Source organism: Nocardia sp. CA-107356 (assembly GCF_050946365.1).
Taxonomy (GTDB): domain Bacteria; phylum Actinomycetota; class Actinomycetes; order Mycobacteriales; family Mycobacteriaceae; genus Nocardia.
The window spans coordinates 2,438,238-2,462,781 of the sequence record NZ_CP191992.1; the positions used below are offsets into that span (position 1 = coordinate 2,438,238).

21 protein-coding genes and 1 riboswitch are annotated in these 24,544 nt (G+C 66.6%); of the genes, 12 read left to right on the plus strand and 9 right to left on the minus strand.

All coding sequences use genetic code 11. The annotated features are described in order from the left end of the window. Position 1: 1 nt before the first annotated feature. Together ACQP1G_RS11065 and cofC are read right to left on the minus strand one after the other, a co-directional pair. Entirely contained in the window at positions 2-2,161 is a 2,160-nt protein-coding gene (locus ACQP1G_RS11065; protein ID WP_433201839.1) for an RNA degradosome polyphosphate kinase, read from the minus strand. A 161-nt stretch (positions 2,162-2,322) separates the two neighbouring features. Next, positions 2,323-3,021: a 2-phospho-L-lactate guanylyltransferase gene (cofC, locus tag ACQP1G_RS11070; protein ID WP_433201842.1), complete on the minus strand. Its 699-nt coding sequence runs from the start codon at positions 3,019-3,021 to the stop codon at positions 2,323-2,325. A 43-nt stretch (positions 3,022-3,064) separates the two neighbouring features. Between cofC and ACQP1G_RS11075 the strand changes: the two genes are divergently transcribed. Next, the gene (locus ACQP1G_RS11075; protein WP_433201845.1) at positions 3,065-4,060 is read left to right on the plus strand and encodes an NAD(P)H-dependent glycerol-3-phosphate dehydrogenase; all 996 of its coding nucleotides are present in this window, start codon (positions 3,065-3,067) and stop codon (positions 4,058-4,060) included. A 55-nt stretch (positions 4,061-4,115) separates the two neighbouring features. After that, on the plus strand, positions 4,116-5,249 hold the full coding sequence (locus tag ACQP1G_RS11080; RefSeq protein WP_433201848.1) for a D-alanine--D-alanine ligase family protein: 1,134 nt from the start codon (positions 4,116-4,118) through the stop codon (positions 5,247-5,249). A gap of 55 nt (positions 5,250-5,304) precedes the next feature. Here the strand turns inward: ACQP1G_RS11080 and ACQP1G_RS11085 are convergent, their stop codons facing one another. Beyond that, positions 5,305-6,096, minus strand: coding sequence for a DUF3515 domain-containing protein (locus ACQP1G_RS11085; RefSeq protein WP_433201851.1), 792 nt, complete (start codon positions 6,094-6,096; stop codon positions 5,305-5,307). A gap of 170 nt (positions 6,097-6,266) precedes the next feature. Between ACQP1G_RS11085 and thiL the strand changes: the two genes are divergently transcribed. From thiL to ACQP1G_RS11105, 4 genes are read left to right on the plus strand one after another with little or no spacing between them, the layout of a single operon-like run. Beyond that, on the plus strand, positions 6,267-7,382 hold the full coding sequence (gene thiL, locus ACQP1G_RS11090) for a thiamine-phosphate kinase (RefSeq protein WP_433201854.1): 1,116 nt from the start codon (positions 6,267-6,269) through the stop codon (positions 7,380-7,382). Positions 7,383-7,393: 11 nt separating this feature from the next. Beyond that, positions 7,394-8,077, plus strand: a complete 684-nt coding sequence (locus ACQP1G_RS11095) for a uracil-DNA glycosylase (RefSeq protein ID WP_433201857.1) — start codon at positions 7,394-7,396, stop codon at positions 8,075-8,077. Positions 8,078-8,119: 42 nt separating this feature from the next. Next, the gene (locus ACQP1G_RS11100) at positions 8,120-8,374 is read left to right on the plus strand and encodes a hypothetical protein (protein WP_433201859.1); all 255 of its coding nucleotides are present in this window, start codon (positions 8,120-8,122) and stop codon (positions 8,372-8,374) included. Positions 8,375-8,432: 58 nt separating this feature from the next. After that, positions 8,433-9,296, plus strand: a complete 864-nt coding sequence (locus ACQP1G_RS11105) for an alpha/beta fold hydrolase (protein WP_433201862.1) — start codon at positions 8,433-8,435, stop codon at positions 9,294-9,296. A gap of 18 nt (positions 9,297-9,314) precedes the next feature. On the opposite strand, the gene ACQP1G_RS11110 is transcribed toward ACQP1G_RS11105, so the two are convergent. From ACQP1G_RS11110 to rpmB, 3 genes are all read right to left on the minus strand, one after another. Further along, positions 9,315-10,094 (minus strand): enoyl-CoA hydratase/isomerase family protein, encoded by a 780-nt coding sequence (locus tag ACQP1G_RS11110; protein ID WP_433201865.1) that lies wholly within the window; start codon positions 10,092-10,094, stop codon positions 9,315-9,317. A 14-nt stretch (positions 10,095-10,108) separates the two neighbouring features. After that, the gene (locus ACQP1G_RS11115) at positions 10,109-10,609 is read right to left on the minus strand and encodes an N-acetyltransferase family protein (RefSeq protein WP_433201867.1); all 501 of its coding nucleotides are present in this window, start codon (positions 10,607-10,609) and stop codon (positions 10,109-10,111) included. A gap of 129 nt (positions 10,610-10,738) precedes the next feature. Continuing rightward, positions 10,739-10,930 carry a 50S ribosomal protein L28 gene (gene rpmB / locus ACQP1G_RS11120; RefSeq protein ID WP_011210730.1) on the minus strand — a complete coding sequence of 64 codons (192 nt, stop codon included), beginning with the start codon at positions 10,928-10,930 and terminating at the stop codon, positions 10,739-10,741. 365 nt (positions 10,931-11,295) lie between these two features. Between rpmB and ACQP1G_RS11125 the strand changes: the two genes are divergently transcribed. Both ACQP1G_RS11125 and recG read left to right on the plus strand, forming a co-directional pair. Beyond that, positions 11,296-13,131, plus strand: a complete 1,836-nt coding sequence (locus tag ACQP1G_RS11125) for a DAK2 domain-containing protein (RefSeq protein WP_433208386.1) — start codon at positions 11,296-11,298, stop codon at positions 13,129-13,131. Positions 13,132-13,135: 4 nt separating this feature from the next. Then, a complete protein-coding gene (gene recG, locus ACQP1G_RS11130; RefSeq protein ID WP_433201870.1) occupies positions 13,136-15,418 on the plus strand; it encodes an ATP-dependent DNA helicase RecG in 2,283 nt (760 codons plus the stop codon). Between the two features lie 15 nt (positions 15,419-15,433). Here recG and ACQP1G_RS11135 read toward each other — a convergent pair whose 3' ends face one another. Next, entirely contained in the window at positions 15,434-16,855 is a 1,422-nt protein-coding gene (locus ACQP1G_RS11135; RefSeq protein WP_433201873.1) for a short-chain fatty acyl-CoA regulator family protein, read from the minus strand. A gap of 151 nt (positions 16,856-17,006) precedes the next feature. On the opposite strand from ACQP1G_RS11135, the gene prpD reads away from it, so the two are divergent. Next, positions 17,007-18,530, plus strand: coding sequence for a 2-methylcitrate dehydratase PrpD (prpD, locus tag ACQP1G_RS11140; RefSeq protein ID WP_433201876.1), 1,524 nt, complete (start codon positions 17,007-17,009; stop codon positions 18,528-18,530). Positions 18,531-18,538: 8 nt separating this feature from the next. Here prpD and ACQP1G_RS11145 read toward each other — a convergent pair whose 3' ends face one another. Beyond that, positions 18,539-18,757 (minus strand): DUF1737 domain-containing protein, encoded by a 219-nt coding sequence (locus tag ACQP1G_RS11145; protein ID WP_433201879.1) that lies wholly within the window; start codon positions 18,755-18,757, stop codon positions 18,539-18,541. 26 nt (positions 18,758-18,783) lie between these two features. Here ACQP1G_RS11145 and prpB point away from each other — a divergent pair, with 26 nt between their 5' ends. The 3 genes from prpB to ACQP1G_RS11160 all read left to right on the plus strand — a co-directional run bounded on the left by prpB (position 18,784) and on the right by ACQP1G_RS11160 (position 21,322). Then, entirely contained in the window at positions 18,784-19,692 is a 909-nt protein-coding gene (gene prpB, locus ACQP1G_RS11150; RefSeq protein WP_433208389.1) for a methylisocitrate lyase, read from the plus strand. Between the two features lie 3 nt (positions 19,693-19,695). Beyond that, the gene (locus ACQP1G_RS11155; RefSeq protein ID WP_433201882.1) at positions 19,696-20,823 is read left to right on the plus strand and encodes a bifunctional 2-methylcitrate synthase/citrate synthase; all 1,128 of its coding nucleotides are present in this window, start codon (positions 19,696-19,698) and stop codon (positions 20,821-20,823) included. A 115-nt stretch (positions 20,824-20,938) separates the two neighbouring features. After that, positions 20,939-21,322: a nuclear transport factor 2 family protein gene (locus tag ACQP1G_RS11160; protein WP_433201885.1), complete on the plus strand. Its 384-nt coding sequence runs from the start codon at positions 20,939-20,941 to the stop codon at positions 21,320-21,322. 396 nt (positions 21,323-21,718) lie between these two features. On the opposite strand, the gene metE is transcribed toward ACQP1G_RS11160, so the two are convergent. Beyond that, the gene (metE, locus tag ACQP1G_RS11165) at positions 21,719-23,983 is read right to left on the minus strand and encodes a 5-methyltetrahydropteroyltriglutamate--homocysteine S-methyltransferase (RefSeq protein ID WP_433201888.1); all 2,265 of its coding nucleotides are present in this window, start codon (positions 23,981-23,983) and stop codon (positions 21,719-21,721) included. A gap of 161 nt (positions 23,984-24,144) precedes the next feature. After that, a riboswitch (cobalamin riboswitch) is annotated at positions 24,145-24,360 on the minus strand. Positions 24,361-24,544 lie beyond the last annotated feature (184 nt).

Consider the following 24,544-nt stretch of genomic DNA (forward strand, 5'->3'; position numbering starts at 1 on the left):
TTCACGGCTGATCTGGTCTCCGTAGCCGCATCAGGAATTCCTGGTGGTCGCGCACTTCCACGCCGTCTCGGTCGGCGCCATCGGGCGAGGCATACCAGCTGCCGTCGGCCTGGAGTACCCAGCACCGGGTCGTGGGATACAGGGCGGAGTCGAAGACCGACCCCAACTGCTCGCACAGCTTCGGATCCTTCACCTGCGCCATGACTTCCACGCGCCGGTCCAGATTCCGGTGCATCATGTCGGCGCTGCCGATCCAGTATTGGTCCTGCGCCTGGAAGTGCATGATCCGCGAATGTTCCAGGAAGCGACCGAGAATCGAGCGCACCTCGATGTTCTCGCTCATCCCCTCGACACCGGGTCGCAGGCCGCAGATGCCGCGCACCACGATCTGCACCGGTACACCGGCCTGAGAAGCTCGGTAGAGCGCGTCGATGACTTGCTCGTCGACAATTGCGTTGGCCTTCATCCGGATTCGCGCCGGTACGCCCTCCTGGGCCAGTTCGGTCTCGCGCTGGATGCGCTCGATGATCCCGGCGCGCACACCCTGCGGTGCGACAAGCAGGTTGCGGTAGTTGGCCTTTCGCGAGTAACCGGTCAGCGAATTGAACAGATCGGTCAGGTCGGCGCCGATTTCCGGTGCGGCCGTGAGCAACCCGACGTCCTCGTAGAGCCGGGCGGTCTTCGGGTTGTAGTTTCCGGTGCCGATATGGCAGTAGCGGCGGATGGTCGCGCCCTCGCGGCGCACCACCAGACAGGTCTTGCAGTGCGTCTTGAGGCCGATGAGACCGTAGACCACGTGTACGCCCGCCTGTTCCAGCGCGCGGGCCCATTTGATGTTGGCCTGTTCGTCGAAGCGTGCCTTGATCTCGACCAGTGCGACGACCTGTTTGCCCGCCTCGGCCGCGTCGATGAGCGCGTTCACGATCGGGGAGTCACCGGAGGTCCGGTACAGGGTCTGCTTGATCGCGAGTACCTGGGGGTCGGCGGCGGCTTGTTCGATGAAGCGCTGCACGCTGGTGGAGAACGAGTCGTAGGGGTGGTGCACCAGGACGTCGCCCTCACGCAGCGCCTGGAAGACATTGCGCGGGGTTTCGCGCTCGCCGAACGCCGGTGGCGTCGCGGGCACATATGGTGCGTCCTTGAGATTGGGCCGATCGACGCCGTAGACCTGCCAGAGGCACGACAGGTCGAGCAGACCGGGTACCTGGATCACATCGCCGGGATCGACCTCGAGTTCGCGCAACAGCAGATCGAGCATGTGCTCGGTCATATCGTCGGAGACCTCTAGTCGGACCGGTGAACCGAAGCGGCGGCGGGCCAGTTCGCGCTCCAGTGCCTGCAGCAGATCCTCATCGCGGTCCTCGTCGACCTCGAAATCGGCATTGCGGGTGATGCGGAACGAGTGGTGCTCGACCACCTTCATCCCGGGGAAGAGCAGATCGAGGTGCGCGGCGATCAGCGCTTCCATCGGCAGGAAGGCCGCGACGGGGGATCCGGAGTCGGTGCGTCGTACCCGGACGAAGCGATCGACGTTATCGGGCACCTTGACTCGGGCGAAGTGCTCACCGCCGGTGGAGAAATCCCTCACCGTCACCGCGAGGTTGAGACTCAGTCCGCTGATGTAGGGGAACGGGTGCGCCGGATCCACCGCCAGCGGGGTGAGGACCGGGAAGACCTGATCCTGGAAATAGCCCGACAGGCGCTGACTCTCATCGTCGTCCAGATCGGACCAGTCGATAATGGCGATGCCCTCGGCGGTCAGCGCGGGCAGTACCGAGTCGAGGAAGGTGCGGGCATGCCGGTCGGCGATCTCTTGGGCGCGCGCCGCGATCAGCTCCAATTGCTCGGTGGGCGAACGGCCGTCGGCCGAGCGCACCGAAAGTCCGGTCTCCGCGCGGCGTTTGAGACCGGCGACGCGGACCATATAGAACTCGTCCAGGTTGGAAGCGAAGATCGCCAGGAATTTCGCGCGCTCCAGCAACGGCAACGACGCGTCCTCGGCGAGCGCGAGCACCCGCGAGTTGAAGTCCAACCAGCTGAGCTCCCGGTTCAGGTAGCGATCACGTGGCAACCGCTGCGCTATCGAGTCCTCGGTCGGCGGTGTCGCGGCGGGCAGGGGGGTCGGCAACAGTTGCTGATTGACGGTCTCGGTCTCGCTCATGCCCATGCCTCGCTGGCACGCGGCTCCGACATACGCGATGCGCGCTGGTACGGCAATCGCTCGCTTCGCTCACTCACGTCAACGATCATCCCCTACGAACCGGGCGGTGTGCAGCCCCACACCATCATTGATGTGAGTATCACGCCGGGCGTGGCGACCGGCTAGCACACCCGGCGAACCCGCTCGTGAACCCGAATCGGCCAGCCGATGTCCTGTAGGGCAGCGCACGTCGCATCCCCGGTGCCGAGGTCGACGGCGCGATCGAGATCGTCGGCGGTGTCCACGTCCAGCCGCAATCCCGGCCAGTCACCGCGTAGATCGACAGCACCCGCGGCGATATGCCTGCCCGCGGAACCGGGTCCGAAACGTGGGTCCAGTGCCGCGACGGTGTCGCGGACGAATAGCGCGGCGGTACCACTGCCCGCGTGATCGACGACGACCGAGCGAACGCCGACCGGTGCGGTGCTCAGCATGTCCGAGAGTTCGTCCGGGCGCAGGGCGGGCAGGTCCGCCTGTAGGGCCAGCAGTTCGACCGGGCCGTGCCGGTGTCGCAGCGCGGTCGCCGCATCGGTGAGCGCGGTGTTCAGACCGTCCGGATCAGCGGAGTCGACCACCGCGCGGCGGGGTTCGGGATGGACCGCCGCGCCGAGCGTGCTCGCCAACTCGGCGACCACCGGATCCGGGGTCACCACGGTGACCGACGCGATCTGTGGCACCGCGACGGCGGCGGCGACGGTATCGGCGAGCATGGCGAGCACCAACTGTGCCCGGTGCTCCGGGCGCAGCCGGTCGGCCAGGCGGCTCTTGGCCCGATCGAGGCTCTTGACCGCGATCACGGCGTGCACGGCATGCGGACGCATGGTCCTAATCCTTCCACGAGTGGTTCCGTGGCATATTGGGCAGATGACGAGGGCGGCAGTGCTGGGCGCGGGATCATGGGGGACCGCGTTCGCGAAGGTGTTGGCGGACGCGGGAACCGACGTCACGATCTGGGCCCGGCGGCCCGAGGTGGCCAAGGCACTCGCCACCGAACATCGCAATCCGTTCTATCTGCCCGACGTGCGGTTACCCGCGGTCGCGGCCACTCACGATCATGCCGAAGCGCTCGATGGGGCCGACATTGTCGTACTCGCGGTTCCGTCTCAATCCTTGCGCGCGAATCTCGAAACGTGGAAGGACTCGATCGGGCCGGACGCCGGGCTGCTGAGCCTGGCCAAGGGCATCGAGACCGGCACGCTGCTGCGGATGAGTCAGGTCATCGGTGAGGTCACCGGTGCCGAGCAGAGCCGCATCGCGGTGCTGTCGGGTCCGAATCTGGCCAAGGAGATCGCCGCCGAGCAGCCCGCGGCCACCGTCATCGCCTGCGCCGATGCCGCGCGGGCGATCGCACTGCAGCAGGCCTGCGCCAACGGGTACTTCCGGCCCTATACCAACACCGACGTGATCGGCTGTGAGATCGGCGGTGCCTGTAAGAACGTCATCGCGCTGGCCTGCGGTATCGCCTCGGGAATGGGGTTGGGCGACAATTCGATCGCCAGTCTGATCACCCGCGGTCTGGCCGAGATCATCCGGCTCGGGGTCGCGCTGGGTGCGGAGCCGGTCACGCTGGCGGGCTTGGCCGGAGTCGGCGATCTGGTCGCCACCTGCACCTCGCCGCTATCGCGGAACCGGTCGTTCGGGCATGTGCTCGGGGCGGGCGGGTCCATGGAGGCGGCCCAGGAGGCAACCCATGGCCAGGTCGCCGAGGGTGTGAAGTCGTGCACATCCATTCGCGCGCTGGCTGCCGCGCACAATGTGGAGATGCCGCTGACCACGTCGGTGCACCAGGTCTGCCATGAGGGGCTTTCGGTGCGCGAGGCGGTCGACAATCTGCTGGGTCGGCGGATCAAACCGGAATAGGGCCCTGCACGGGCACTAGGTTGGTTCGACCCCCATAACGGGTACGGTTCCGAGCATGACGAACCGGATCAGGGTGGCCGTGGTGTTCGGCGGGCGCAGTAACGAGCACGCCGTGTCCTGTGTATCCGCTGGCAGCGTGCTGCGCAACCTGGATCCGGAACGATACGAGGCCGTGCCCATCGGCATCACCCGCGCCGGCGCCTGGGTGCTCGGCGATTCCGATATCGCCTCGCTGACCTTTTCCAGCGACCTGCAAGCAGTCGGTACGGACCGCGTCAAAGCCAACGCGCTGCCCGCAGTGGACAGCACCGGCACCGCGCTGACGCTGCCCGCCGACCCGAGCCGGTCCGGAGCGTTGGTCGCACTCGACGATCCGAGCGCGGCGCTGGGCTCGGTGGATGTGGTGTTCCCGATCCTGCACGGCCCGTTCGGCGAGGACGGCACGCTGCAGGGCATGCTCGAGTTGGCCGGGGTGCCCTATGTCGGGCCGGGCGTGCTGGCCAGCGCGGCGGGTATGGATAAGGAATTCACCAAGAAGCTGCTCGCCGCCGAGGGGCTGCCGATCGGGCAGCAGGTGGTGCTGCGGCGCGGTACCGACACGCTCGGTCAAGAGGATCGGGCGCGGCTCGGTCTGCCGGTGTTCGTCAAACCCGCGCGCGGCGGCTCCTCGATCGGCATCACCAAGGTCACCGACTGGAGCGAGTTGGATGCGGCCATCGCCGCAGCGCGCGAACACGATCCGAAGGTGATCGTGGAGGCGGGCATCCTCGGACGCGAAGTCGAATGCGGTGTACTGGAATTCCCGGACGGCCGGGTCGAGGCCAGCGTGGTCGCCGAGATCCGGATGCCGGATGCCGATGCCGCGGCGCCGGAGTTCTACGACTTCGAGACCAAATACCTCGATGACGTCTGCGAATTCGACGTGCCGGCGAAGCTGGACGACGAAGTGTCCGACAGCATAAGGGAACTCGCGGTGCGCGCATTCAAAGCGCTGGACTGCCAAGGACTCGCCCGCGTCGACTTCTTCGTCACCGCCGAAGGGCCGGTGATCAACGAGATCAATACTATGCCGGGCTTCACCTCGATCTCGATGTACCCGCGCATGTGGGAGGCGACCGGAATCGACTACCGGACACTGGTTTCCACCCTGATCGAGACAGCGTTGGCACGGGGTACCGGCCTGCGGTAGTCGATGGGATGCGCTGTCCGAGTAACCTTTCGGCCGCGTTCGCGTTTGGCGCCGATCAGTTCGGTAGTGGGCCGGGATCGATCGGCCGTGCGGGCAGATTCGCGGTGATGGTGTCCGAAACTCCTTGCAGCGGAGTCGGTCCCGAGCCGTCGGGAACGGTCAATGCGATATAGGTTTCGCGGTCGACGGCGAACCAGGTGCTCGCCTTGGCCGCGGCATCGCGAACCTCGAACCACTGCACACCGTTGACGATCTGCAGTGCCGAGGCGCGGTTGAACTCCAGCGGGCGCTCCAGGCCGCACCGCAACACGATGGGATCGCCGCCGTCCGTGCGCTGCCAAGCGCGGGTCGCGGGCGGAGCGGGTTCCACGAGCGTGGATTTGGTGTAGTCGCCGAGGTCGACCGGCAGCGCGGGCAGCAAGGCGGTGCAGGCGGGTCCGGCCGCAGCAGGTGCGGGGACCGGGCCTAGCACCAGGGGTTCGCGTTCGGTCGGTGCGCGGCGGGCCAGCACCGCGGCGACGAGGACGGCGACGACCAGCACGACGGGGAGTGCGACGGCAGTCGCGATCAGCGCGGGTGAGTAGCCGCGGGTCTCGGGGGCTGATGCGGCGCTATCGGACTCGCCGTCAGTGTCCTCCGCATCGCCACCGGCCGTTTCGGACTCGGCGTCGTCATCTTCGGAGGCCGCGGTGGCGGAAGGGGGCACGGTCTGCGCGGCGGTGCCCGGCGCGACGGCGCTGTCGGCAGCCGACTCGGCCGTATCTGTCGACAGCTCGGCGTCCTTGGACTGCTCGGCCTGCTGCGCATCCGCCTTCGACGAATCGCGCTCCGACGACTCCGCCGCCATGCTCACCGGTCCTTCCTGTTCGCGCTGGTCGGCCCGGCCACCTCCGGGTGGATGCCGCGCACCGGCCTGGTAGTACTCGATTGCCCTGGAAAGGGTACCCTCGGTCGGATTCCAGCCAGCACGACGTCGGGAAGGGACCGGTCATCAGCGACAGCACGCCACCGCGGACAGTGCGTGAGTTGGGGGAGTTCGCGCTGATCGAGCGGATCAACGCAGGTCGGGTGCAGGCGCCCGGCGTGCTGCTCGGTCCGGGTGACGACGCTGCCATGGTGGCCGCACCCGACGGCCGGTTCGTGGTGACAACCGACATGCTGGTCGAGGGTCGGCACTTCCGACTCGATTGGTCCGGTCCCCGCGATATCGGGAGTAAGGCGATCGCGCAGAATGCGGCCGATGTGGTCGCGATGGGGGCGGTGCCGACCGCATTCGTGGTGGCGCTGGGTTGTCCGGCCGATACGCCGGTCGAAGTTATCGACGGTCTCACCGACGGTATGTGGGCCGAGGCCAGCCGGGCGGGTGGTTCGATCGCCGGTGGCGATGTGGTGCGCAGCCCGCAGCTGGTCATCTCGGTCACCGCCTTCGGCGATCTCGACGGCCGCGCGCCGATCACCAGAGCCGGTGCGCGTGTGGGGGATACGGTCGCGGTGGCGGGTCGGCTCGGCTGGTCCGCAGCAGGGTTGGCGGTCCTGTCCACCGGGGTCGATCCGGCCGACGAACTCCTCGCCGAAGCGCTTGCGGCCCATCGGGTCCCGCGGCCGCCCTACTCGGCCGTGCTGGCGGCGATCGCCGATGCCGCTGCCGGAGCGGACGATTCGGATGCGTCACCGCAGCAAGGGGTGCTCGAGGCGCGACGCGTGTCGGAGCCGTCGAGCCTGGCGGCGTTCGGGTCGGAGGGCATCATCGGGTCGCCCGCCGCGCGGTCCGCAGCCGCGATACCCACTGCGCTCACCGATATCTCGGACGGACTGCTCGCGGATCTGGGGCATATCGCCGAGGCGTCCCGAGTGGCCGTCGATATCCGTTCGACCGCATTGCGCGATCCGGAATTGGAGGCGATCGCGCGGCATCTGGATGCCGATGCGGCGCAATGGATTCTCACCGGCGGTGAGGATCACGCCTTTGTCGGCACCTGGCCGGCAGACCGGGAATTGCCGCCGGGCTGGACGCCGATCGGACGTGTGCTGGCAGGTCACGGCGTCACCGTCGATGGTGTGCGGCGGCCGGGCAATGGGGGCTGGGAATCGTTCAGCGGGGTGGACTCGGCGTCCGAGCCCGAGCCACGATAAGTTGTGCGGTCATGGGCGCGAAACCATTGACGGAAATTATGGATCCGGGTTGGGCGAAGGCTCTCGAACCGGTTGCGGAACAGATCTCGGCCATGGGCGAATTCCTGCGCGCGGAGAACACCGAGGGCCGCGGTTATCTACCGGCCGGTGAGAATGTCCTGCGCGCTTTCCAGCGCCCGTTCGACGCGGTGCGCGTGCTGATCGTCGGCCAGGATCCGTACCCGACGCCCGGCCATCCGATGGGGCTGAGCTTCTCTGTCGCCCCGGATGTTTCGCCGGTTCCGCGCAGCCTCGCCAATATCTTCGCCGAATACAGCAAGGACCTCGGCTACTCCACACCGTCCAACGGCGACCTGAGTCCGTGGTCGGATCAGGGCGTGCTGCTGCTGAACCGAGTTCTCACGGTATCGCCGGGACAGCCGGCGTCCCATCGCGGCAAGGGCTGGGAAGCGGTGACCGACCAGGCGATCCGTGCCCTGGTGGCCAGGGACGAACCGCTGGTCGCGATCCTGTGGGGTCGTGACGCGCAGACGCTGAAGCCGCAGCTGGCCGAGGCCGAGGTGCCCTATATCGAATCCGTGCATCCGTCACCGTTGTCGGCATCGCGCGGGTTTTTCGGTTCGCGACCCTTCTCACGAGTGAATGAACTACTCGACGAACTGGGTGCCGAACCTGTTGACTGGCGCCTGCCCTGATCTCGGGCGCTGAGGTAAAACAAAGTAGAGGAGCACATTCACATGCACACCAAGACCGTCCGCGGCGCCACCGTCGCGCTGGCGTTCTGCGCAGCCATGGCCGGAGGCGCAGCCGCCGCGAGCGCGGCCCCGTTGCCGCTGGAGCCCGCTGCGGATACCACCTCGACCAGTACCGCCGCCCCGGTCGGTGAGGAATTCACCTCCAACGGCTCCTCCACCATCTCCTCTTCGGTGAATGCGAAGGTCGCCTGCCTGCTGCAGAACACCATCAGCGCGCAAGGCAAGTGGGACTGCTGACGTCCCATTGACCGGGGGCCAACAATAGGCCCCGAGGCTGCTGTGCGATCCTCGGATCGTGAGTAATGCGAACAATCTGCTCGATCCGACTCGGCTGCAATTGCGTGGTTCGGATGGGATCGAGCTGGCGGCCGACCAGTTCGGCCCGGCGGACGGCCCGCTCGTGCTGTTCCTCCACGGTGGCGGTCAGACCCGACACTCGTGGAAGCAGACGGGGGCGAAGCTGGCCGCCGCCGGGATGCGGGTCGTCACCCTGGACGCCCGCGGCCACGGCGACAGCCAATGGGCGCCGGATGCAAATTACCGACGCGACACGATGGTCGCGGATCTCGTCAATGTGCTCGAGCAGTTGGGTGCGCCCGCGGTCGTGGTCGGGGCGAGTATGGGCGGGATCACCGGCTTGCTCACCACGGCCGTGCCGGGTGGCGCAGCGATCAGTGCGTTGGTGCTCGTCGATATCGTCACCCGTCCCGAACCGACCGGTGTCGCGCGGGTGATCGACTTCCTCGGCAAACATCGCGGCGGATTCGACAGTCTCGAGCAGGCCGCCGACGCGGTCGCCGAATATATGCCGCACCGCCCGCGGCCCAAGAACACCGACGGCCTGCTGCGGAATTTGCGGAAGCGCGACGGCCGCTGGTACTGGCACTGGGATCCGGACATGCTGAAGGACCGCGTGGAGGATGCGAGCGAGATGACCCAGCAGATGGAGGTCGCGGCGCGTGCCCTGACGATGCCGGTCCTGCTGGTACGCGGTGTGCAGTCTGACGTGGTGACTCCCGAAGGAGCCGCGGCATTTCGGGAGCTGGTGCCGCACGCGCAGTTGGTCGAGATCGGTGGTGCGGCGCATACCGCGGCCGGTGACGACAATGACGCCTTCACCGACGCGGTCGCCAAATTCGTGTTGGAGACTCGGCGATAAGGTCCGAATCCGCTGTGACTAGATGTACTTCGGCTTGCGCTTCTCGACGAATGCGTTGACGCCCTCGATGCCCGCCGGGCTGTTCGCCGCGGCGGCGATCGCATCGCGTTCATAGTCGAGCTGTTCGCTGAGCGTCGCCGAATTCGATCGCGTCAGTAGCGATTTGATGCTCGCGTAGGTGGATCGTGGTCCTACGGTGAAGCTTCGGGCCAGGTTCATGGCCTCGTCGCGCACCTGCTCGTCGTCGACCAAGCGGCTGAGGATGCCGAGTCGCACGGCCTCGTCAGCGGTGAGAATCGCGTCGGTGAGCAGGATTTCGCGCGCCCGCCCCGCACCGACGATGCGTGGCAACGTCCACGACATCCCGCCGTCCGGGCTCAGACCGATGCCCGGATAGGCCGGACGCAATGTGGTGCTCGGCCCGCCGATAGCGATATCGGCCGCACACACCAGGCTCATCCCGGCTCCCGCCGCCCAGCCCTGCACTCCGACCACCACCGGCACGGTCGTCTCGTCGAGCGCCCGCATAAATTCGTGCAGCACCGTCGCCAGCCCGTGAATATGCCCCGCCCGGTCCTCCGCCTCGGCAAACCCCCGCACATTCCCACCCGCACAGAAGTTCGCCCCGCTCCCCGTCAACACCACGGCCCCCACCTCACGCCCCGCCGCCCGCAACGCCTCCGTCCCCGCGGTGATCCCCCCGAAGTCCATGGAAGTGCCATTGGCGGCAGTAGCAATCGTGATCTGCAGAACGCCATCCGCAATGGTGACGTACTCGGTTTGCGCAGTGGAGGTCATGCCAAGCACCTTAGCTAGCCGTCGAGTCCGCGCACCATGCGGACTTCGATGGATGGGGTGAAGGCTTCTACTCGGGTGGTGCCGTCGAGTTCGAAGCCATGTTTGCGGTAGAAGGCTTGGGCGCGTGGGTTTTTCTCGAAGACCCAGAGGGAGCAGGGGGTGTCGGGCGTTAGGGCGGCGCGGATGAGGTCGTGGGCAACGCCGGTGCCGTACCAGGCGGCGCGGACGTAGAGGGCGTTGAGTTCGGTTGGTGTTACCGGGGATTCGTCGCGGGAGGCGCTGACGCATGCGAAGCCGATGACGGCATTGTCGACCAGCGCGACATGGGTGCTGCTCGGATTGCGGACTCGAATGCGTTCCCATTGCTCGGCCCGGCGGTCGACGTCGAAGGCGTTCAGTACGTGGTCCGGGACCAGGTTCCGGTAGGCCTCACGCCAGCAGGTGATATGGCATTCGGCGAGGCTGTGGACGTGTTCGGCGGCGAGTGGGGCTATGCGCCAGACGGGCTGGGTCATGGTCACCATCGTTGTCGAAGGGCATCGTCGATGGCCAGGGACCGAGGATGCGGCGGACAAGACTACGCCCCGAGCACCGGATGGTGTCGGGGCGTAGTCGGTCTGTAGTTGGATCGGCCTCGCGGCAGATCAGCCGCGAACGACCTTTCCTGCCTTCAGGCAGGAGGTGCACACGTTCATGCGGCGGGTATTGCCCGGGGCGACCTGGGCACGCACGGTCTGGATGTTCGGGTTCCAACGACGGTTGGTACGCCGGTGCGAGTGCGAGACCGACTTCCCGAAGCCGGGGCCCTTGGCGCAGACGTCGCAGACGGCAGCCATAGTCGCGAACTCCTTCATGTCATGTGGGGACCGCTGCACGTTGGCAGCATGTCCGGAAACGATGTCTTAATGCCCTGCCGACTGACGTCGGCCAGCGCTAACCGGCCTCGGCCGCGCTAGGCAACCCTGCAAGGGTAGCTGGCGGGGCCCGTATCCGCCAAACCGGGTCATGGAGCCACGGCCCCTTGCACCTCCGATCGTAGTCGATCGGTGTCGCCGATCGACTGTCGGTATCGCCAGCTAACCTGGCGAACGGTGGCGGGTCCTTTCGAGCGACCCGTAAGCAATCGCAAGTGGGCGTGCAGGTGGCACGGCGGCGTGGACGATCGCGGAGAGAGGTGGCGGTGCCCGGAGTGCGGGACATGATGAGCGATGGCCGCGGTGACACAGATCTTCCGCCCGCTGCCGGGCCCAATGCTCTGGACGGCGCGGCGTTGCTGCGCTGGGGCCGGATCTGCCTCGCGGGTCTCGAGCAGCGGCGCGAGGAGATCAACGCGCTCAATGTCTTTCCCATTGCCGATGCCGATACCGGCACGAACATGCTCGCGACGATGCGAGCGGCAATGCAGGCCGTCGATGCCGTGGTGATCTCCGCGCACGGGTCCTGGAAGCCGGATGGTGACGGTGCTGCGGGGACCGCACTGTCCACGCACGATGTGGCCGCCGCGATGTCACGCGGGGCGACGCTCGGTGCGCGGGGCAATTCCGGAATCATTCTTTCGCAGGTGCTGCGGGGGATCGCCGAGGCGGCGCGCGGTGGGCCGCTGACGGCGCAAACGCTGCGTGAAGCGCTGGCCACGGCCTCGGCGCTGGTGCGTGAATCGTTGAGTGTGCCGGTCGAGGGCACGATTCTCACCGTCCTGGATCGCGCGGCGGACTGTGCCGCGGCCTGTCCGGAGTCCATGGTGGCCGAGGTCGCGGTGGCGGCGGCCGACGGTGCGGCAAAGGCGCTCGCTGACACGCCCTCCCAGCTCGGGGTGCTGCGCGCGGCCGGCGTGGTCGATGCGGGTGCGCGTGGGCTCGTCGTGCTGCTCGACAGTCTCGTCGTGGTCACCCTTGGGGCGACGCCCACTCGCCCGCAGTACGTGCGGGGTGAGTTCATATCCGAGTCCGACCTCGAACGCGACGACCCGAATCCCCTCGCAAATGGAGCGTATGGCGACTCCGCACGGCACCGGAGTGCCGGACTGCAAGGCACTGCCGCAAGACAGGGCAGCGCCGGACCGCACAACGACTCCGCCGCCCCGGACAGCGCTGAACCGCACTTCGAGGTGATGTACCTCCTCGCCGACACCGACGACCAGCGCATCGCCGACCTCCGAGATCGTCTCGCTGAACTGGGCGACTCCGTCGTGGTCGTCGGCGACGGTGCGGGCTCCTGGTCCGCACACGTGCATTGCGCCGACGCCGGAGCCGCCGTCGAAGCGGGCATAGCCACGGGCACTCTGAGCGATATCCGCATCGAAAGCTTCGCCATCACCGCCCGCCCCGCCGCGGCTGGACCGAGCGCAGCTGGAGATGCCAGGTCTGATCGCGATGGTCCCGCGGATCGCGGGGTGCTGGCCGTGGTGGCGGGTGACGGCGCGGCGGCGCTCTTCGAAGCCGGAGGAGCCGTGGTGCTCAGCGGCGACGGCACAGTCACCAGTGCCGCGCTGCTGGCCGCGATCCGGCAGCTGCCGAATCGGGAGGTGCTGGTACTGCCGAATGGTGCGCTGCCCGCGCACGAGCTGGTCGCCGTTGGTGTCGCGGCGCGTGACGCGTACCGCGACGTGCTGCTGTTGCCGAGCGGATCCATGGTGCAGGGGTTGGCGGCGCTGGCCGTGCACGATTGTGGGCGGATCGCGGTGGACGACGCCTTCGCGATGTCGGAAGCGGCGGCCGCTACCCGGTGGGGATCGGTGCGCGCCGCCACCGAGCGGGCGCTCACCATGGTCGGCACCTGCGAGACGGGCGACGGACTCGGCCTGGTCGGCCACGATGTGGTGGTGATCGGCCAGGACGTGCGCAGCGCGGGCCGGACTCTGCTCGACCGGATGCTCGCCTTCGGTGGCGAGCTGGTCACCTTATTGATGGGCGCGGCGGCCCCCGCCGAACTCGCGGCCGACCTGGCCGCGCATATCGCCGACGGCTTTCCCGGCGTCGAGGTGAGCGTGTATTCCGGTGGGCAGCACGCGGATCTGGTGCAGATAGGGGTGGAATAGGGATATGGCGACACTCAATGATCGGCTGGACCACCTGCTCGGCGTGAAGGCAGCCGAGCCGTTGGCCGACGCCTTCGACATGCACACCGTCGAGGATCTGTTGCGGCACTACCCATTACGGTATGCCACGCAGGGACAGCCGCTCACCCAGGAGCAGCCGGAAGAGGGCGCGCACATCACCGTCATCGGCCGGGTGACGAAAACCGAGCTGCGGCCGATGAAGAACCGCAGGGGCAGACTGCTCAAGGTCGCCCTCGACACCGGCTCGGTCGCCCCGATCGACATCACCTTCTTCAACGGCGACAAGGTGAGTTACCTTGTCCGCGAGGGTGTCCGGGCGATGATGTCGGGTACCGTGCACTGGTGGCGGCCGGACCGCTGGAATCTCTCGCATCCCGACTACCTGATCCTGCCCGAGAAGGAAGAGGGCTCGATCGAGAATCTCACCTCGGTGCGCGGCGGCGGTGCACTGCGCGGACTGGCGCAGAGTGCGAAAGGTAAAGAGGGAGTGGATGTCTCGTTCTTCGAACGGGAATTCATCCCGGTGTATCCGGCGACCGCCAAGGTGCAGAGCTGGGATCTGCTGGCCTGCGTGCGGCAGGTGCTCGATCAGCTCGACCCGATCGACGACCCGCTGCCGAGCGAGCTGCGCGAGGACCGTGGCCTGGTACTGGTCTCCGACGCACTGCGCCTGATCCACCTGCCCGAGCGCAAGTCCGATATCGAACAGGCCAGGGAGCGTTTGCGTTTCGATGAGGCGCTGGCCCTGCAACTCGTGCTCGCCGAGCGGCGACACGATGCGCAGGCGCGGATGGCGCGGCCGTGTGCGCCGCGATCAGACGGTATCGCAGCGGCTTTCGACACCCGCCTGCCCTTCGAACTGACCGAGGGGCAACAGCAGGTGATCTCGGAGATCTCCGACGATCTCTCGCGCAGCCATCCGATGCATCGGCTGCTGCAGGGTGAGGTGGGTTCGGGCAAGACGATCGTCGCGCTGCATGCGATGTTGCAGGTGGTCGACGCCGGACAGCAATGTGCGCTGCTCGCACCGACGGAAGTTCTTGCCGCCCAACACTATCGGTCGCTGCGCGCGATGCTCGGTGATCTCGGTACCGCCGGTGAGCTCGGCGCCGCCGATCGGGCGACCAAGGTGGTGCTGGTGACCGGCTCGATGTCGGCGTCGGCGAAGAAGGCGGCACTGCTCGACGCGGTCACCGGCGAGGCGGGCATCGTAATCGGCACGCATGCGCTGATCCAGGACGCGGTGGAGTTCTTCGACCTGGGCATGGTGGTCGTCGACGAACAGCACCGGTTCGGTGTCGAGCAGCGGGATGCGTTGCGTGCCAAGGCGAAAACCGGCGCCAGCCCACACCTGCTCGTCATGACCGCGACCCCGATACCCCGCACTATCGCCATGACCACCCTCGGCGATCTGGAGACCTCGACGCTCACCCAGCTGCCCCGCGGCCGCTCGCCGATCGTGTCCAAGGTTGTACCGCGCAAACAGCATCCGAACTGGGTGGACCGTGCCTGGGAACGCATACTGGAGGAGGTCGGGGCCGGACGGCAGGCCTATGTGGTGTGCTCGCGCATCGGCGATGACGAGGAGAGCGGCAAGAGCCGAAACGGCAAGAAGTCCGGCAAGTCGAACGACGGCGCGGAGAAGGAAGGACCGACCACAGCCGCGGCCGTCGAGGTCTTCGACATGCTGCGCACCGGCCCGCTCGCGAACGTCCGGGTGGGTCTGCTGCACGGCAGGCTGCCGACCGATGAAAAAGACCAGGTGATGCGGGCGTTCAATGACGGCGATATCGATGTGCTGGTCTGCACCACCGTCGTCGAGGTCGGCGTCGACGTCCCGAACGCGACCGTAATGGTCATCGTGGACGCGGACCGCTTCGGCGTCAGCCAGTTGCATCAGCTGCGCGGACGGATCGGCCGCGGCAAACATCCCGGCCTGTGTCTGCTCATCACCGATGCCGGTCCCACCGGCACCGCGATGGCCCGCCTCGACGCGGTCGCCGCCACCACCGACGGCTTCGAACTCGCGGTCCTCGACCTGCGCCAACGCCGTGAAGGTGATGTCCTCGGTGCCGCCCAATCCGGCACCGCGCGCTCACTACGGCTGCTCTCCCTGCTCGACGACCTCGAAGTCATCACCACCGCACAGGAACTCGCGCGCGAGGTCGTGAAAGCCGACCCCGGGCTACAGCAGCATCCGGGATTGGCGAGCATGATGCGCGCCGCCGTCGACTCCGAACGCATCGAATATCTGGCCAAGTCCTGATCCAGAGCTCGTCGGTCAACGTCCGATCCGCGGGTAGGGCAGATCCGTACTCATATGTTCGGTGACCGCGAGTGGACTGCCGATCTGCGGGAACGCGCGCTGGAGGCAGGAGGGGCGCTCGCAGACCTTGCAGCCCGCGCCGATCGGCACCGCGGCGGCCGGATTGTCCAGTTGCAGGCCGGTGGAATACACCAGCCGGTCGGCGTATTCGATATCGCAACCCAGGCCGATCGCGAAATCCTTTGTGGCCGTGCCGAATCCGTGTGGCGCCGCCAATGCGGTTCGAGCGATCCACAGGTAGCGGCGGCCGTCGGGCATCGCGGCGATCTGGGTCAGGACTCGGCCGGGATCGGCGAAGGCCTTGTGCACCACCCAGAGCGGGCAACTGCCCCCGACTCGGGAGAAGTGGAATGCGGTGGCGGACTGGCGTTTCGAGATATTGCCCGCGCGGTCGGTGCGGACGAGGAAGAACGGGACGCCGCGCTGCCCCTGCCGCTGTAAGGTGCTCAACCGGTGGCAGATCGTCTCGAAGCCGACCTCGAAACGCAAACTGAGCAGATCGATGTCGTAGCGCAGCTCTTCGGCCGACCGCAGAAAGCGGCCGTAGGGCAGCACCAGTGCGCCCCCGAAATAGTTGGCCAAACCGATCCGCGCCAACGTCCGAGATTCGCCGGTGAGCGACGGTGTTTCGGCCAGCACGGCATCCAGGTCCTTGCCGTACAACAGAAATCCGAGTGTGGTGGCGATCTGGAAGGCGCGCTGCCCCGGGCGAAGCCGCCGTGCCAGGGTCAGCGTGCGGCTATCGGGATCGTAATGCCGTTTCGGGATGGACGGATCCGCGCCATCACCGCGCACCAGCACGGTCACTCCCGCGCGCTCCTCGGCCACCCTGGCGAGTTGCCGATCGAGCGAGCCGATGCTCAGGCCGCACTCCTCGAAGAGCTGTTCGGCCGCGTGATCGAGTTGGGCGATGTGATTGTGGTGGTCGTAGAAGAAGTCCCGCACATCCTCGTAGGGCATGGGCACACCGGGAGCACCGGTCGGTGCGGCGACCCGAGCGGAGAGCAGATCGAGTTGATCGCTCGCGGCGCGCAGTCGCCGATGCATCGCGACGACGATCCGGGCGACCTCCGGTAGGCGCGTCGCGAGTTCCTCCACCTCGGTCAGTGGCGCGCTGTCGCCGCCCGCCGCGTCCACCAGCACCTCGTGTAGATCCGACACCAAGCGGGCATCGGAGTCGGCGGCGAAAAATTGCACGTCGAGGTCGAAGGTGGAGTTGAGCTTCAGCAACACCGGAATGGTGAGCGGTCGCTGGTCGCGCTCGAGCTGGTTGAGGTAGCTGGGCGATAGATCGAGAGATTTCGCCAGTGCCGCCTGGGTCATCCGCCGTTCCTCGCGCAACCGTCTCAGTCGGGCGCCCGCGTACATCTTGCGCACCGCAAGATGGTAGCCCCCAGAATTCGCAATCATCGCAAAATGCGTATTTCTCGCCCGCAGAAATCTGCTTTTGCAAGGGATTTTGCCATTGATCAATCCTGCGTAGCGTGCGAAGCGGGGCAGCTGGCCCTCGTCTGGAACCGGAGGATGGATGAAGACACACATCGTACGCGCTCGCGCCGCCGCCGAGGACTTTCCGCGCTCGGAACATCTGGCCACCAAGATTGCCGAGGTCGCCGCGGATCCGGTCGAGGTGAGCGCCGAAGTGACCGAGATGATCGTGAATCGGATCATCGACAACGCCGGCGTCGCCGCGGCCGCGCTGGTCCGCCGCCCGGTGGCGAGCGCGCGGGCGCAGGCGCTGGCGCAGCCGTACGCGCCAAGGCCGGGTCGGGCGGGTGCCACCGTCTTCGGTATATCCGCTCCGGACCGGGTGTCGCCGGAGTGGGCCGCGTGGGCCAATGGAGTCGCGGTGCGCGAACTCGACTTTCACGACACCTTCCTCGCGGCCGAGTACTCGCATCCGGGCGACAACATTCCGCCGATCCTCGCCGTCGCCCAGCACACCGGGCGCAGCGGCGCCGAGCTGATCCGTGGTCTGGCCACGGGTTATGAGATCCAGATCGACCTGGTACGCGGAATCTGCCTGCACGAGCACAAGATCGATCACGTCGCGCACCTCGGTCCGTCCGTCGCCGCCGGCATCGGGACGCTACTCGGGCTCGATACCGAGACGATCTATCAGGCGATCGGGCAGGCGCTGCACACCACCAGCGCGACCCGGCAATCCCGCAAAGGCGAAATCTCCAGTTGGAAGGCGTACGCGCCCGCGTTCGCCGGGAAGATGGCGGTGGAGGCGGTGGATCGTGCCATGCGCGGTGAGGGTGCGCCCGCGCCGATCTGGGAGGGCGCGGACGGCGTCATCGCCTGGCTGCTCGGCGGGCCGGACACGGAATACCGAGTGCCGCTGCCGGGTCCGGGCGAAGCGAAGCGCGCCATCCTGGACAGCTACACCAAAGAACATTCGGCCGAATACCAAAGCCAGGCACCGATCGATCTCGCACGTCGAATGCGTTCACGCATCGGCGATCTCGATCAGATCGCCACGATCGTGCTGCACACCAGTCATCACACCCATGTGGTGATCGGCACCGGATCCGGCGATCCGCAGAAGTTCGATCCGCGGGCCAGTCGGGAGACGCTCGACCATTCCGTGCCCTATATCTTCGCGGTCGCGCTGCAAGACGGCGGCTGGCACCACGAGCGGTCGTATGCGCCCGAGCGCGCACGTCGGGCGGATACCGTCGCGCTGTGGCGCAAGATCTCGACCGTCGAGGATCCGGTGTGGACCCGCCGCTATCACGCCAGTGATCCGAATGAAAAGGCGTTCGGGGCACGGGCTGTCGTGACTCTGAAGAGCGGTGAGACGATCGTCGACGAACTCGCGGTCGCCGATGCGCATCCGCTCGGCGCGCGACCGTTCGCCCGCGATCAGTACCTCGCGAAGTTCCGAATGCTCGCCGAAGGGGTCATCGATCCCGCGGAGCAGGAACGTTTTCTCGACGCGGTGCAGCGCACGCCAGCGTTGGCCCCCGGTGAGCTGGATCAGCTGACGTTCACGGTATCGCCCGAGGTCCTCGGCCGAGCGCCGGTAGCGCGGGACGGGATCTTCTGATGCGCGCCCTACTCCTCGCCCCAGACCAGCGCCTGCGCTGCGATCACGTCGGTGCCGTTGAAGGTGACGGCGGGCGATCCGTGCAGCCGGTAGCCCTGATCGAGCAGTCCACTGATCCGTTCGCAGAAGGTGGCGTCGTCGACGCCGGTGATCAGTCGGTAGCGCAGGGGACGATCCTCGGGCCCACCCGTCACTCGGCCACCACCGCTCATCGAATCGCTGCTCATGTGCCCAGCGTAGGGCGGTGGCCGCGGTGACGGGACTGCTGGCCGCTGCGACGAGCGCGGCCGATAAGCGTGCGGCGATGCGGGCCGGATTGGCCTCCGGGCAGATCCAGCGCTGGCCAGGGGCATTCAATCCGTTGGTGGCCACGTTGATTCAGGAGCTCGGCTTCGAGGGTGTCTATGTCTCCGGAGCGGTGGTTTCGGCCGAACTTGCGCTACCGGATATCGGGCTGACCACGCTCACCGAGGTGACCGCGCGGGGACAGCAGATCGCGCGGGTGACCGATCTACCGGTGCTCATCGATGCCGATACCGGTTTCGGTGAGCCGATGAATGCGGCGCGCACGGTGACCCTGCTCGAAGATGCCGGGTTGGCGGGTTGCCATATCGAGGATCAGGTGAATCCCAAGCGCTGCGGTCATCTCGACGGCAAGGCGGTGGTTCCGGTCGCCGAGATGGTTCGCCGCTTGCGTGCCGCGGTCTCGGCCCGACGAGATGCGAACTTCGTCATCTGCGCGCGGACCGATGCGCGGGGGACCGAAGGGCTGGACGCGGCGATCGACCGAGCCAAGGCGTACGCCGACGCGGGCGCGGATCTCATCTTCACCGAGGCGCTGGCCGATGTCACCGAATTCGCCGAGTTCCGTGCGGCGGTGGATATTCCGTTGCTGGCGAATATGACCGAGTTCGGCAAGTCGGAGTTGTTGTCGGCTAGGACGCTGGCGGACCTCGGCTACAACGCCGTCATCTATCCGGTGACCACGCTGCGCCTGGCGATGTATGCGGTCGAGCGGGGTTTGCGTGAAATCGCCGACACCGGAACGCAATCCGGTCTGCTGGGGGAGATGCAGCACCGGGCGCGGCTCTACGAATTGCTGGATTACCAACGGTACAACGACTTCGATTCCGGAATCTTCAATTTCACCGTGAGCGAGTAGACGATGACTGAAATCAAGAAGGGCCTGGCCGGGGTGGTGGTCGACACCACCAGCATCTCCAAGGTTGTGCCCGAGACCAATTCGCTGACCTATCGCGGCTATGCGGTGCAGGATCTGGCACAGCACTGTGGTTTCGAGGAGGTCGCGTATCTGCTGTGGTACGGCGAGCTGCCCGATGCCGCCCAGCTCCAACTGCTGTGTCAACGTGAACGCGCACAGCGGCGCGTCGATCGGTCGATCCTGTCACTGATCGAGAAGATGCCGGACAACTGTCATCCGATGGATGTGGTCCGGACGGTGGTCAGTTACCTCGGCGCGGAAGATCCGGATCTCGATGCCGTGCACGATGATCGGGAGCTGTTGGCGAAGGCGCTGCGATTGACTGCGGTGCTGCCCACGGTGGTCGCCGCCGATATGCGCCGCCGTCGTGGGCTTGATCCCATTGCGCCGCATTCACATCTGGGCTTCGCGGAGAACTTCCTGAATATGTGCTTCGGGAAGGTTCCGGATTCGCACATCGTGCGCGCCTTCGAGATTTCGCTGATCCTGTACGCGGAGCACAGTTTCAACGCATCAACCTTCGCCGCGCGGGTGGTCACCTCGACTCGGTCGGATATGTACAGCGCGATCACCGCGGCGATCGGCGCGCTCAAGGGTCCCCTGCACGGTGGCGCCAATGAGGCAGTCATGCACATGATGCTGGAGATCGGTGAGCCCGAACTGGCTGCGGAGTGGGTGCGCGCCAAGCTATCCGGCAAGCAGATGGTGATGGGGTTCGGGCATCGCGTCTATAAGAACGGCGACTCGCGGGTGCCGACGATGCGCGAAGCCCTCGGCCGAATTGCCGAGGTAACCGGTGGCCAGCGCTGGTTGCGCATGTATACCGCGCTGGAGCAGGCCATGGCCGAGGCCACCGGCATCGAGCCCAATCTCGACTTCCCCGCCGGTCCCGCCTACTACCTGATGGGCTTCGATATCGACATCTTCACACCCATCTTCGTGATGAGTCGCATCACCGGGTGGACCGCCCACATCATCGAGCAGTCCGCCGCCAACGCCCTCATTCGTCCGCTATCGGAATACGTCGGGGTGCCGCAGCGGGAACTGCTGGTCTCCGGGTCGGCGCGCTGACTCCGCACGTGATCCCGTCGAAGCACGCTTCAACCAAGCGATTGTTTGGTGTAATCGGTGAGATCGAATCGACCGATGCGCCCATCGCATGGGCACAAGGAAGCGAGCGAACCGAATGCCGAGCCCCGACGAGATCGTCACCGCCATGTGCCGCAGCTGGGCCGATCCCGACCCGGACCAGATCAGCGCGTTCTTCGCCGAAGACGCTGTCTACCACAACATTCCGATGGAGCCCATCCGCGGCCGCGCCGCCATCCGCGACTTCATCGCCGGTTTCCTCAGCACCTTCGAATCCATCGACTTCGATATCCACCATCAGGTCGCCACCGGCGATATCGTCATGAACGAGCGCACCGACACCCTCCGTGGCCTCGGCAAAGACACCCCGCTCCCGGTAGTGGGTGTCTTCGAAGTCGCCGATGGCGCCATCACCGCTTGGCGGGACTACTTCGACATGGCCGCCATAAACCGAGCCTTCGGTACCGACGCCGCCGAATAGATCATCGACGATGTCGTCGTCGACTGCTGCCCGGGAAAGATCTTCGGGGAATCGGGAACCGAATCGGTCGGGTATGCGTCGAATAGGGCATCGGGGGTGATATCTGATGGCGACGTATGAGGAGGGGTTACGCATGGATCGTTGCTCGGGATGTCATACGGCTTGGCGACGGGGATTGGGTGCCCGGTCGCGGATGCGGCCGATTGTGCGCAATGGCGAGGTTTGTGACAGAAACCCGCCCCGCCGCCGGTTGCGGCCGTTTCCTGGGGCCGAATCTCATTGATGCGTAGTTTGTTTCGTTGATGGCGCGGGATGCGGTCGACCACCCATCCTGCGCCGATACGCCCGCCCCCCGCGAACGGGGAGGGCGGGCGTACGCAATGATTCCGAGAAGCCTCAGCGCACCGCGGCCGCGGCAGCGACCAGATTGCGCAACGACGCCTCGACCTCAACCGGCCCTCGCGTCTTCAGCCCGCAGTCCGGATTGACCCAGAGTCGTTCGGCGGGAACGGCTTTCAACGCCGCGCGTAGCGAAGCGGTGATCTCCTCCACACTCGGCACCCGAGGTGAGTGAATGTCGTACACACCGGGTCCGACGCCGAGGTCGAAGCCACGAGCGTTGAGGTCGTCCAGCACTTCCATATGCGAACGCGCCGCCTCGATCGACGTCACATCGGCATCGAGCCCGGCGATCGCATCGATGACCTCACCGAACTCCGAATAGCAGAGATGGGTGTGGATCTGGGTGGCATCCGATACCCCTGAGGTCGCCAGCCGGAACGCTCCGACCGACCACTCCAGGTACTCGCCCTGGTCGGCCGCTCGCAGCGGCAGCAGCTCCCGCAGTGCGGGCTCGTCGACCTGGATGATCCGAATGCCCGCGGCCTGCAGATCGACCGTCTCGTCCCGGATCGCCAGCGCCACTTGGTGCGCCGAATCCGCCAACGGCTGGTCATCGCGCACGAACGACCAGGCCAAAATCGTCACCGGGCCGGTGAGCATGCCCTTGACCGGCTTATCGGTCAGTGATTGCGCGTAGCTGATCCAGTCGACGGTCATCGGCGCGGGTCGGGCCACATCGCCGAACAGGATCGGCGGCCGCACGCAGCGGGTGCCGTAGGACTGCACCCAGCCCGCTTCGGTGGCGGCGAATCCGTCGAGTTGTTCGGCGAAGTACTGCACCATGTCATTGCGCTCCGGCTCACCGTGCACCAGCACGTCGAGGCCCAGTTTCTCCTGCAGCGCGATGACATCCGCGATCTCGGAGCGCATCCTGCGGACGTATTCGGACCTGTCGATCTCGCCCTTGCGCAGTGCCGCCCGCGCCAGCCGGATCGCCGAGGTCTGCGGATACGAACCGATCGTCGTGGTCGGCAACGACGGCAGCCGCAGCCGTTCGGCCTGCAGCGTCCGGCGCTGCTGCGCGGGTGCCCGTCGGGTGGCATCCGGACCGAGCGCCGCCAACCGCGCCCGGACCTGTGGATTGTCCAGCCTGGGATCGGTGCGCCTGGTGGCAAGGGCTGAACGGGCCGCAGCCAATTCAGCGGTGATCGCGTCGGGTCCTGCGCTCAGCGCGGTCGCGAGCGAACGCACCTCGGCGACCTTCTCCGCACCGAATGCCAGCCACGAACGCAGCCGCTCGTCGAGGCCGGTTTCGGGCGCCAGCGTGTAGGGCACGTGCAGCAGCGAGCAGGAACTGGACACCGCAACGGCTTTCGCGCAGCCCAGCAGTGCGCCGAGTGTCGCCAGGACCTGATCCAGGTCGGCGCGCCAGACATTTCGGCCATCGACCACACCCGCGACCAGCAGCTTGTTCGCCAGCGCTGGTACGCCTGCGACTTCGGTGAGATCGGCGGCACCGGTGAAATCCAGTGCGATGCCTTCGATTTCCGTCGCGGCCAGCGCGGCCAGCGCCGGGCCCGGCTTGCCGAAGTAAGTGGCCACCAGCAGCGCCGGACGATCCGTCGCGGCCGACAGTTCGGCGTAAGTGCGCTGTACCAGCTCGATCTCGTCGGCGGTCAGATCGGTGACCACGACCGGTTCGTCGAACTGCACCCACTCCGCACCGGCCACGGCCAGCAGCCGCAACAGCTCACGGTAGAGCGGTACCAACTCGTCGAGTCGATCCAGTGCGGCACCGTCGGTCGCCTTCGCCAGCTTCAGGAAGGTGATCGGACCGACCACCACCGGCCGCGCGGGCAGCCCGAGGGCAAGCGCCTCCTGTAGCTCATCCAGCACCTTCGACGGGTGCAGCGAGAACACCGTTTCCGGGCCGATTTCCGGCACCAGATAGTGGTAGTTGGTATCGAACCACTTGGTCATTTCCAGGGGCTCGACCGTATCGGTACCGCGCGCCGCCGCGAAGTAGCGATCCAGCGGATCGGCGATTCCGGCCACCCGGGGCGGCAGCGCTCCGAGCAGGACGGCGGTATCGAGCACCTGGTCGTAATAGGAGAAGGTGCCGACCGGAATGGCATCCAGTCCGGCTGATCGTAATTCGGTCAGCTGGTTGCGCCGCAGATCGCGGGCGATCGCGTGCAGTTGCTCGGCGTCGATGCGCCCGGCCCAGTAGGACTCGGTGGCGCGTTTGAGCTCACGGTGCGGCCCCACCCGCGGGAGACCGAGAACCGTTGCGGTGAACGGGTTATGCGAAACAGTCACGAATTTCTCCAGTGCTGAGATCGAAGACCATCGCCATACGAGCTCGCGGAGACCAAGTGACGTGCCGGATATCCAACGACTGGAAAACCAAACGATAGAGCCCGACAGGTCGCACAGGTGGTCCGCGCGCCCAATCCACGAGGCGGTGGCCGTCGGATACGGCGTATCCGACACGGCTGGCAGGTCTTCGGACTTGCGGGCACGGGCCTTCTGGCCGACCCCATACGGGGCTCACCTACTGGCCGTCGCTTCCCGGGGGTTGCCCAGTGCTGATGACGGCGGTCGTTCCTGCATACCGCTGCGGGACAGTCCCGGATTCTCACCGGGTTCCCTCTCGTCCGCACACCGGAGTTCCGGCGGGCGAACTCGACTCCGTTAACGCGACGTCGGGGCTCCATCTCGTCTGCGCACGGCGAACCAGCTGCGTCAACCAGCATAGGCGGCCGCGCAATCGGATTGTCACCGCGTTCGATGCATCGCGCGTTTGCGAAGTTGTCGCCAGACGCACTCGAGTCGACGGTGGCACCTGCCCGCACTTGTGACCGCGACGGACGGTGGGAT

Coding starts and splice junctions, on each gene's coding strand:
- prpD (WP_433201876.1), top strand. CDS start 17,007: ATGAAGACACACATCGTACGCGCTCGCGCCGCCGCCGAGGACTTTCCG.
- ACQP1G_RS11100 (WP_433201859.1), top strand. CDS start 8,120: ATGCACACCAAGACCGTCCGCGGCGCCACCGTCGCGCTGGCGTTCTGC.
- ACQP1G_RS11095 (WP_433201857.1), top strand. CDS start 7,394: ATGGGCGCGAAACCATTGACGGAAATTATGGATCCGGGTTGGGCGAAG.
- recG (WP_433201870.1), top strand. CDS start 13,136: ATGGCGACACTCAATGATCGGCTGGACCACCTGCTCGGCGTGAAGGCA.
- ACQP1G_RS11075 (WP_433201845.1), top strand. CDS start 3,065: ATGACGAGGGCGGCAGTGCTGGGCGCGGGATCATGGGGGACCGCGTTC.
- ACQP1G_RS11155 (WP_433201882.1), top strand. CDS start 19,696: ATGACTGAAATCAAGAAGGGCCTGGCCGGGGTGGTGGTCGACACCACC.
- ACQP1G_RS11160 (WP_433201885.1), top strand. CDS start 20,939: ATGCCGAGCCCCGACGAGATCGTCACCGCCATGTGCCGCAGCTGGGCC.
- ACQP1G_RS11080 (WP_433201848.1), top strand. CDS start 4,116: ATGACGAACCGGATCAGGGTGGCCGTGGTGTTCGGCGGGCGCAGTAAC.
- ACQP1G_RS11065 (WP_433201839.1), bottom strand. CDS start 2,161: ATGAGCGAGACCGAGACCGTCAATCAGCAACTGTTGCCGACCCCCCTG.
- ACQP1G_RS11125 (WP_433208386.1), top strand. CDS start 11,296: ATGAGCGATGGCCGCGGTGACACAGATCTTCCGCCCGCTGCCGGGCCC.
- ACQP1G_RS11145 (WP_433201879.1), bottom strand. CDS start 18,757: ATGAGCAGCGATTCGATGAGCGGTGGTGGCCGAGTGACGGGTGGGCCC.
- ACQP1G_RS11085 (WP_433201851.1), bottom strand. CDS start 6,096: ATGGCGGCGGAGTCGTCGGAGCGCGATTCGTCGAAGGCGGATGCGCAG.
- ACQP1G_RS11115 (WP_433201867.1), bottom strand. CDS start 10,609: ATGACCCAGCCCGTCTGGCGCATAGCCCCACTCGCCGCCGAACACGTC.
- cofC (WP_433201842.1), bottom strand. CDS start 3,021: ATGCGTCCGCATGCCGTGCACGCCGTGATCGCGGTCAAGAGCCTCGAT.
- ACQP1G_RS11110 (WP_433201865.1), bottom strand. CDS start 10,094: ATGACCTCCACTGCGCAAACCGAGTACGTCACCATTGCGGATGGCGTT.
- rpmB (WP_011210730.1), bottom strand. CDS start 10,930: ATGGCTGCCGTCTGCGACGTCTGCGCCAAGGGCCCCGGCTTCGGGAAG.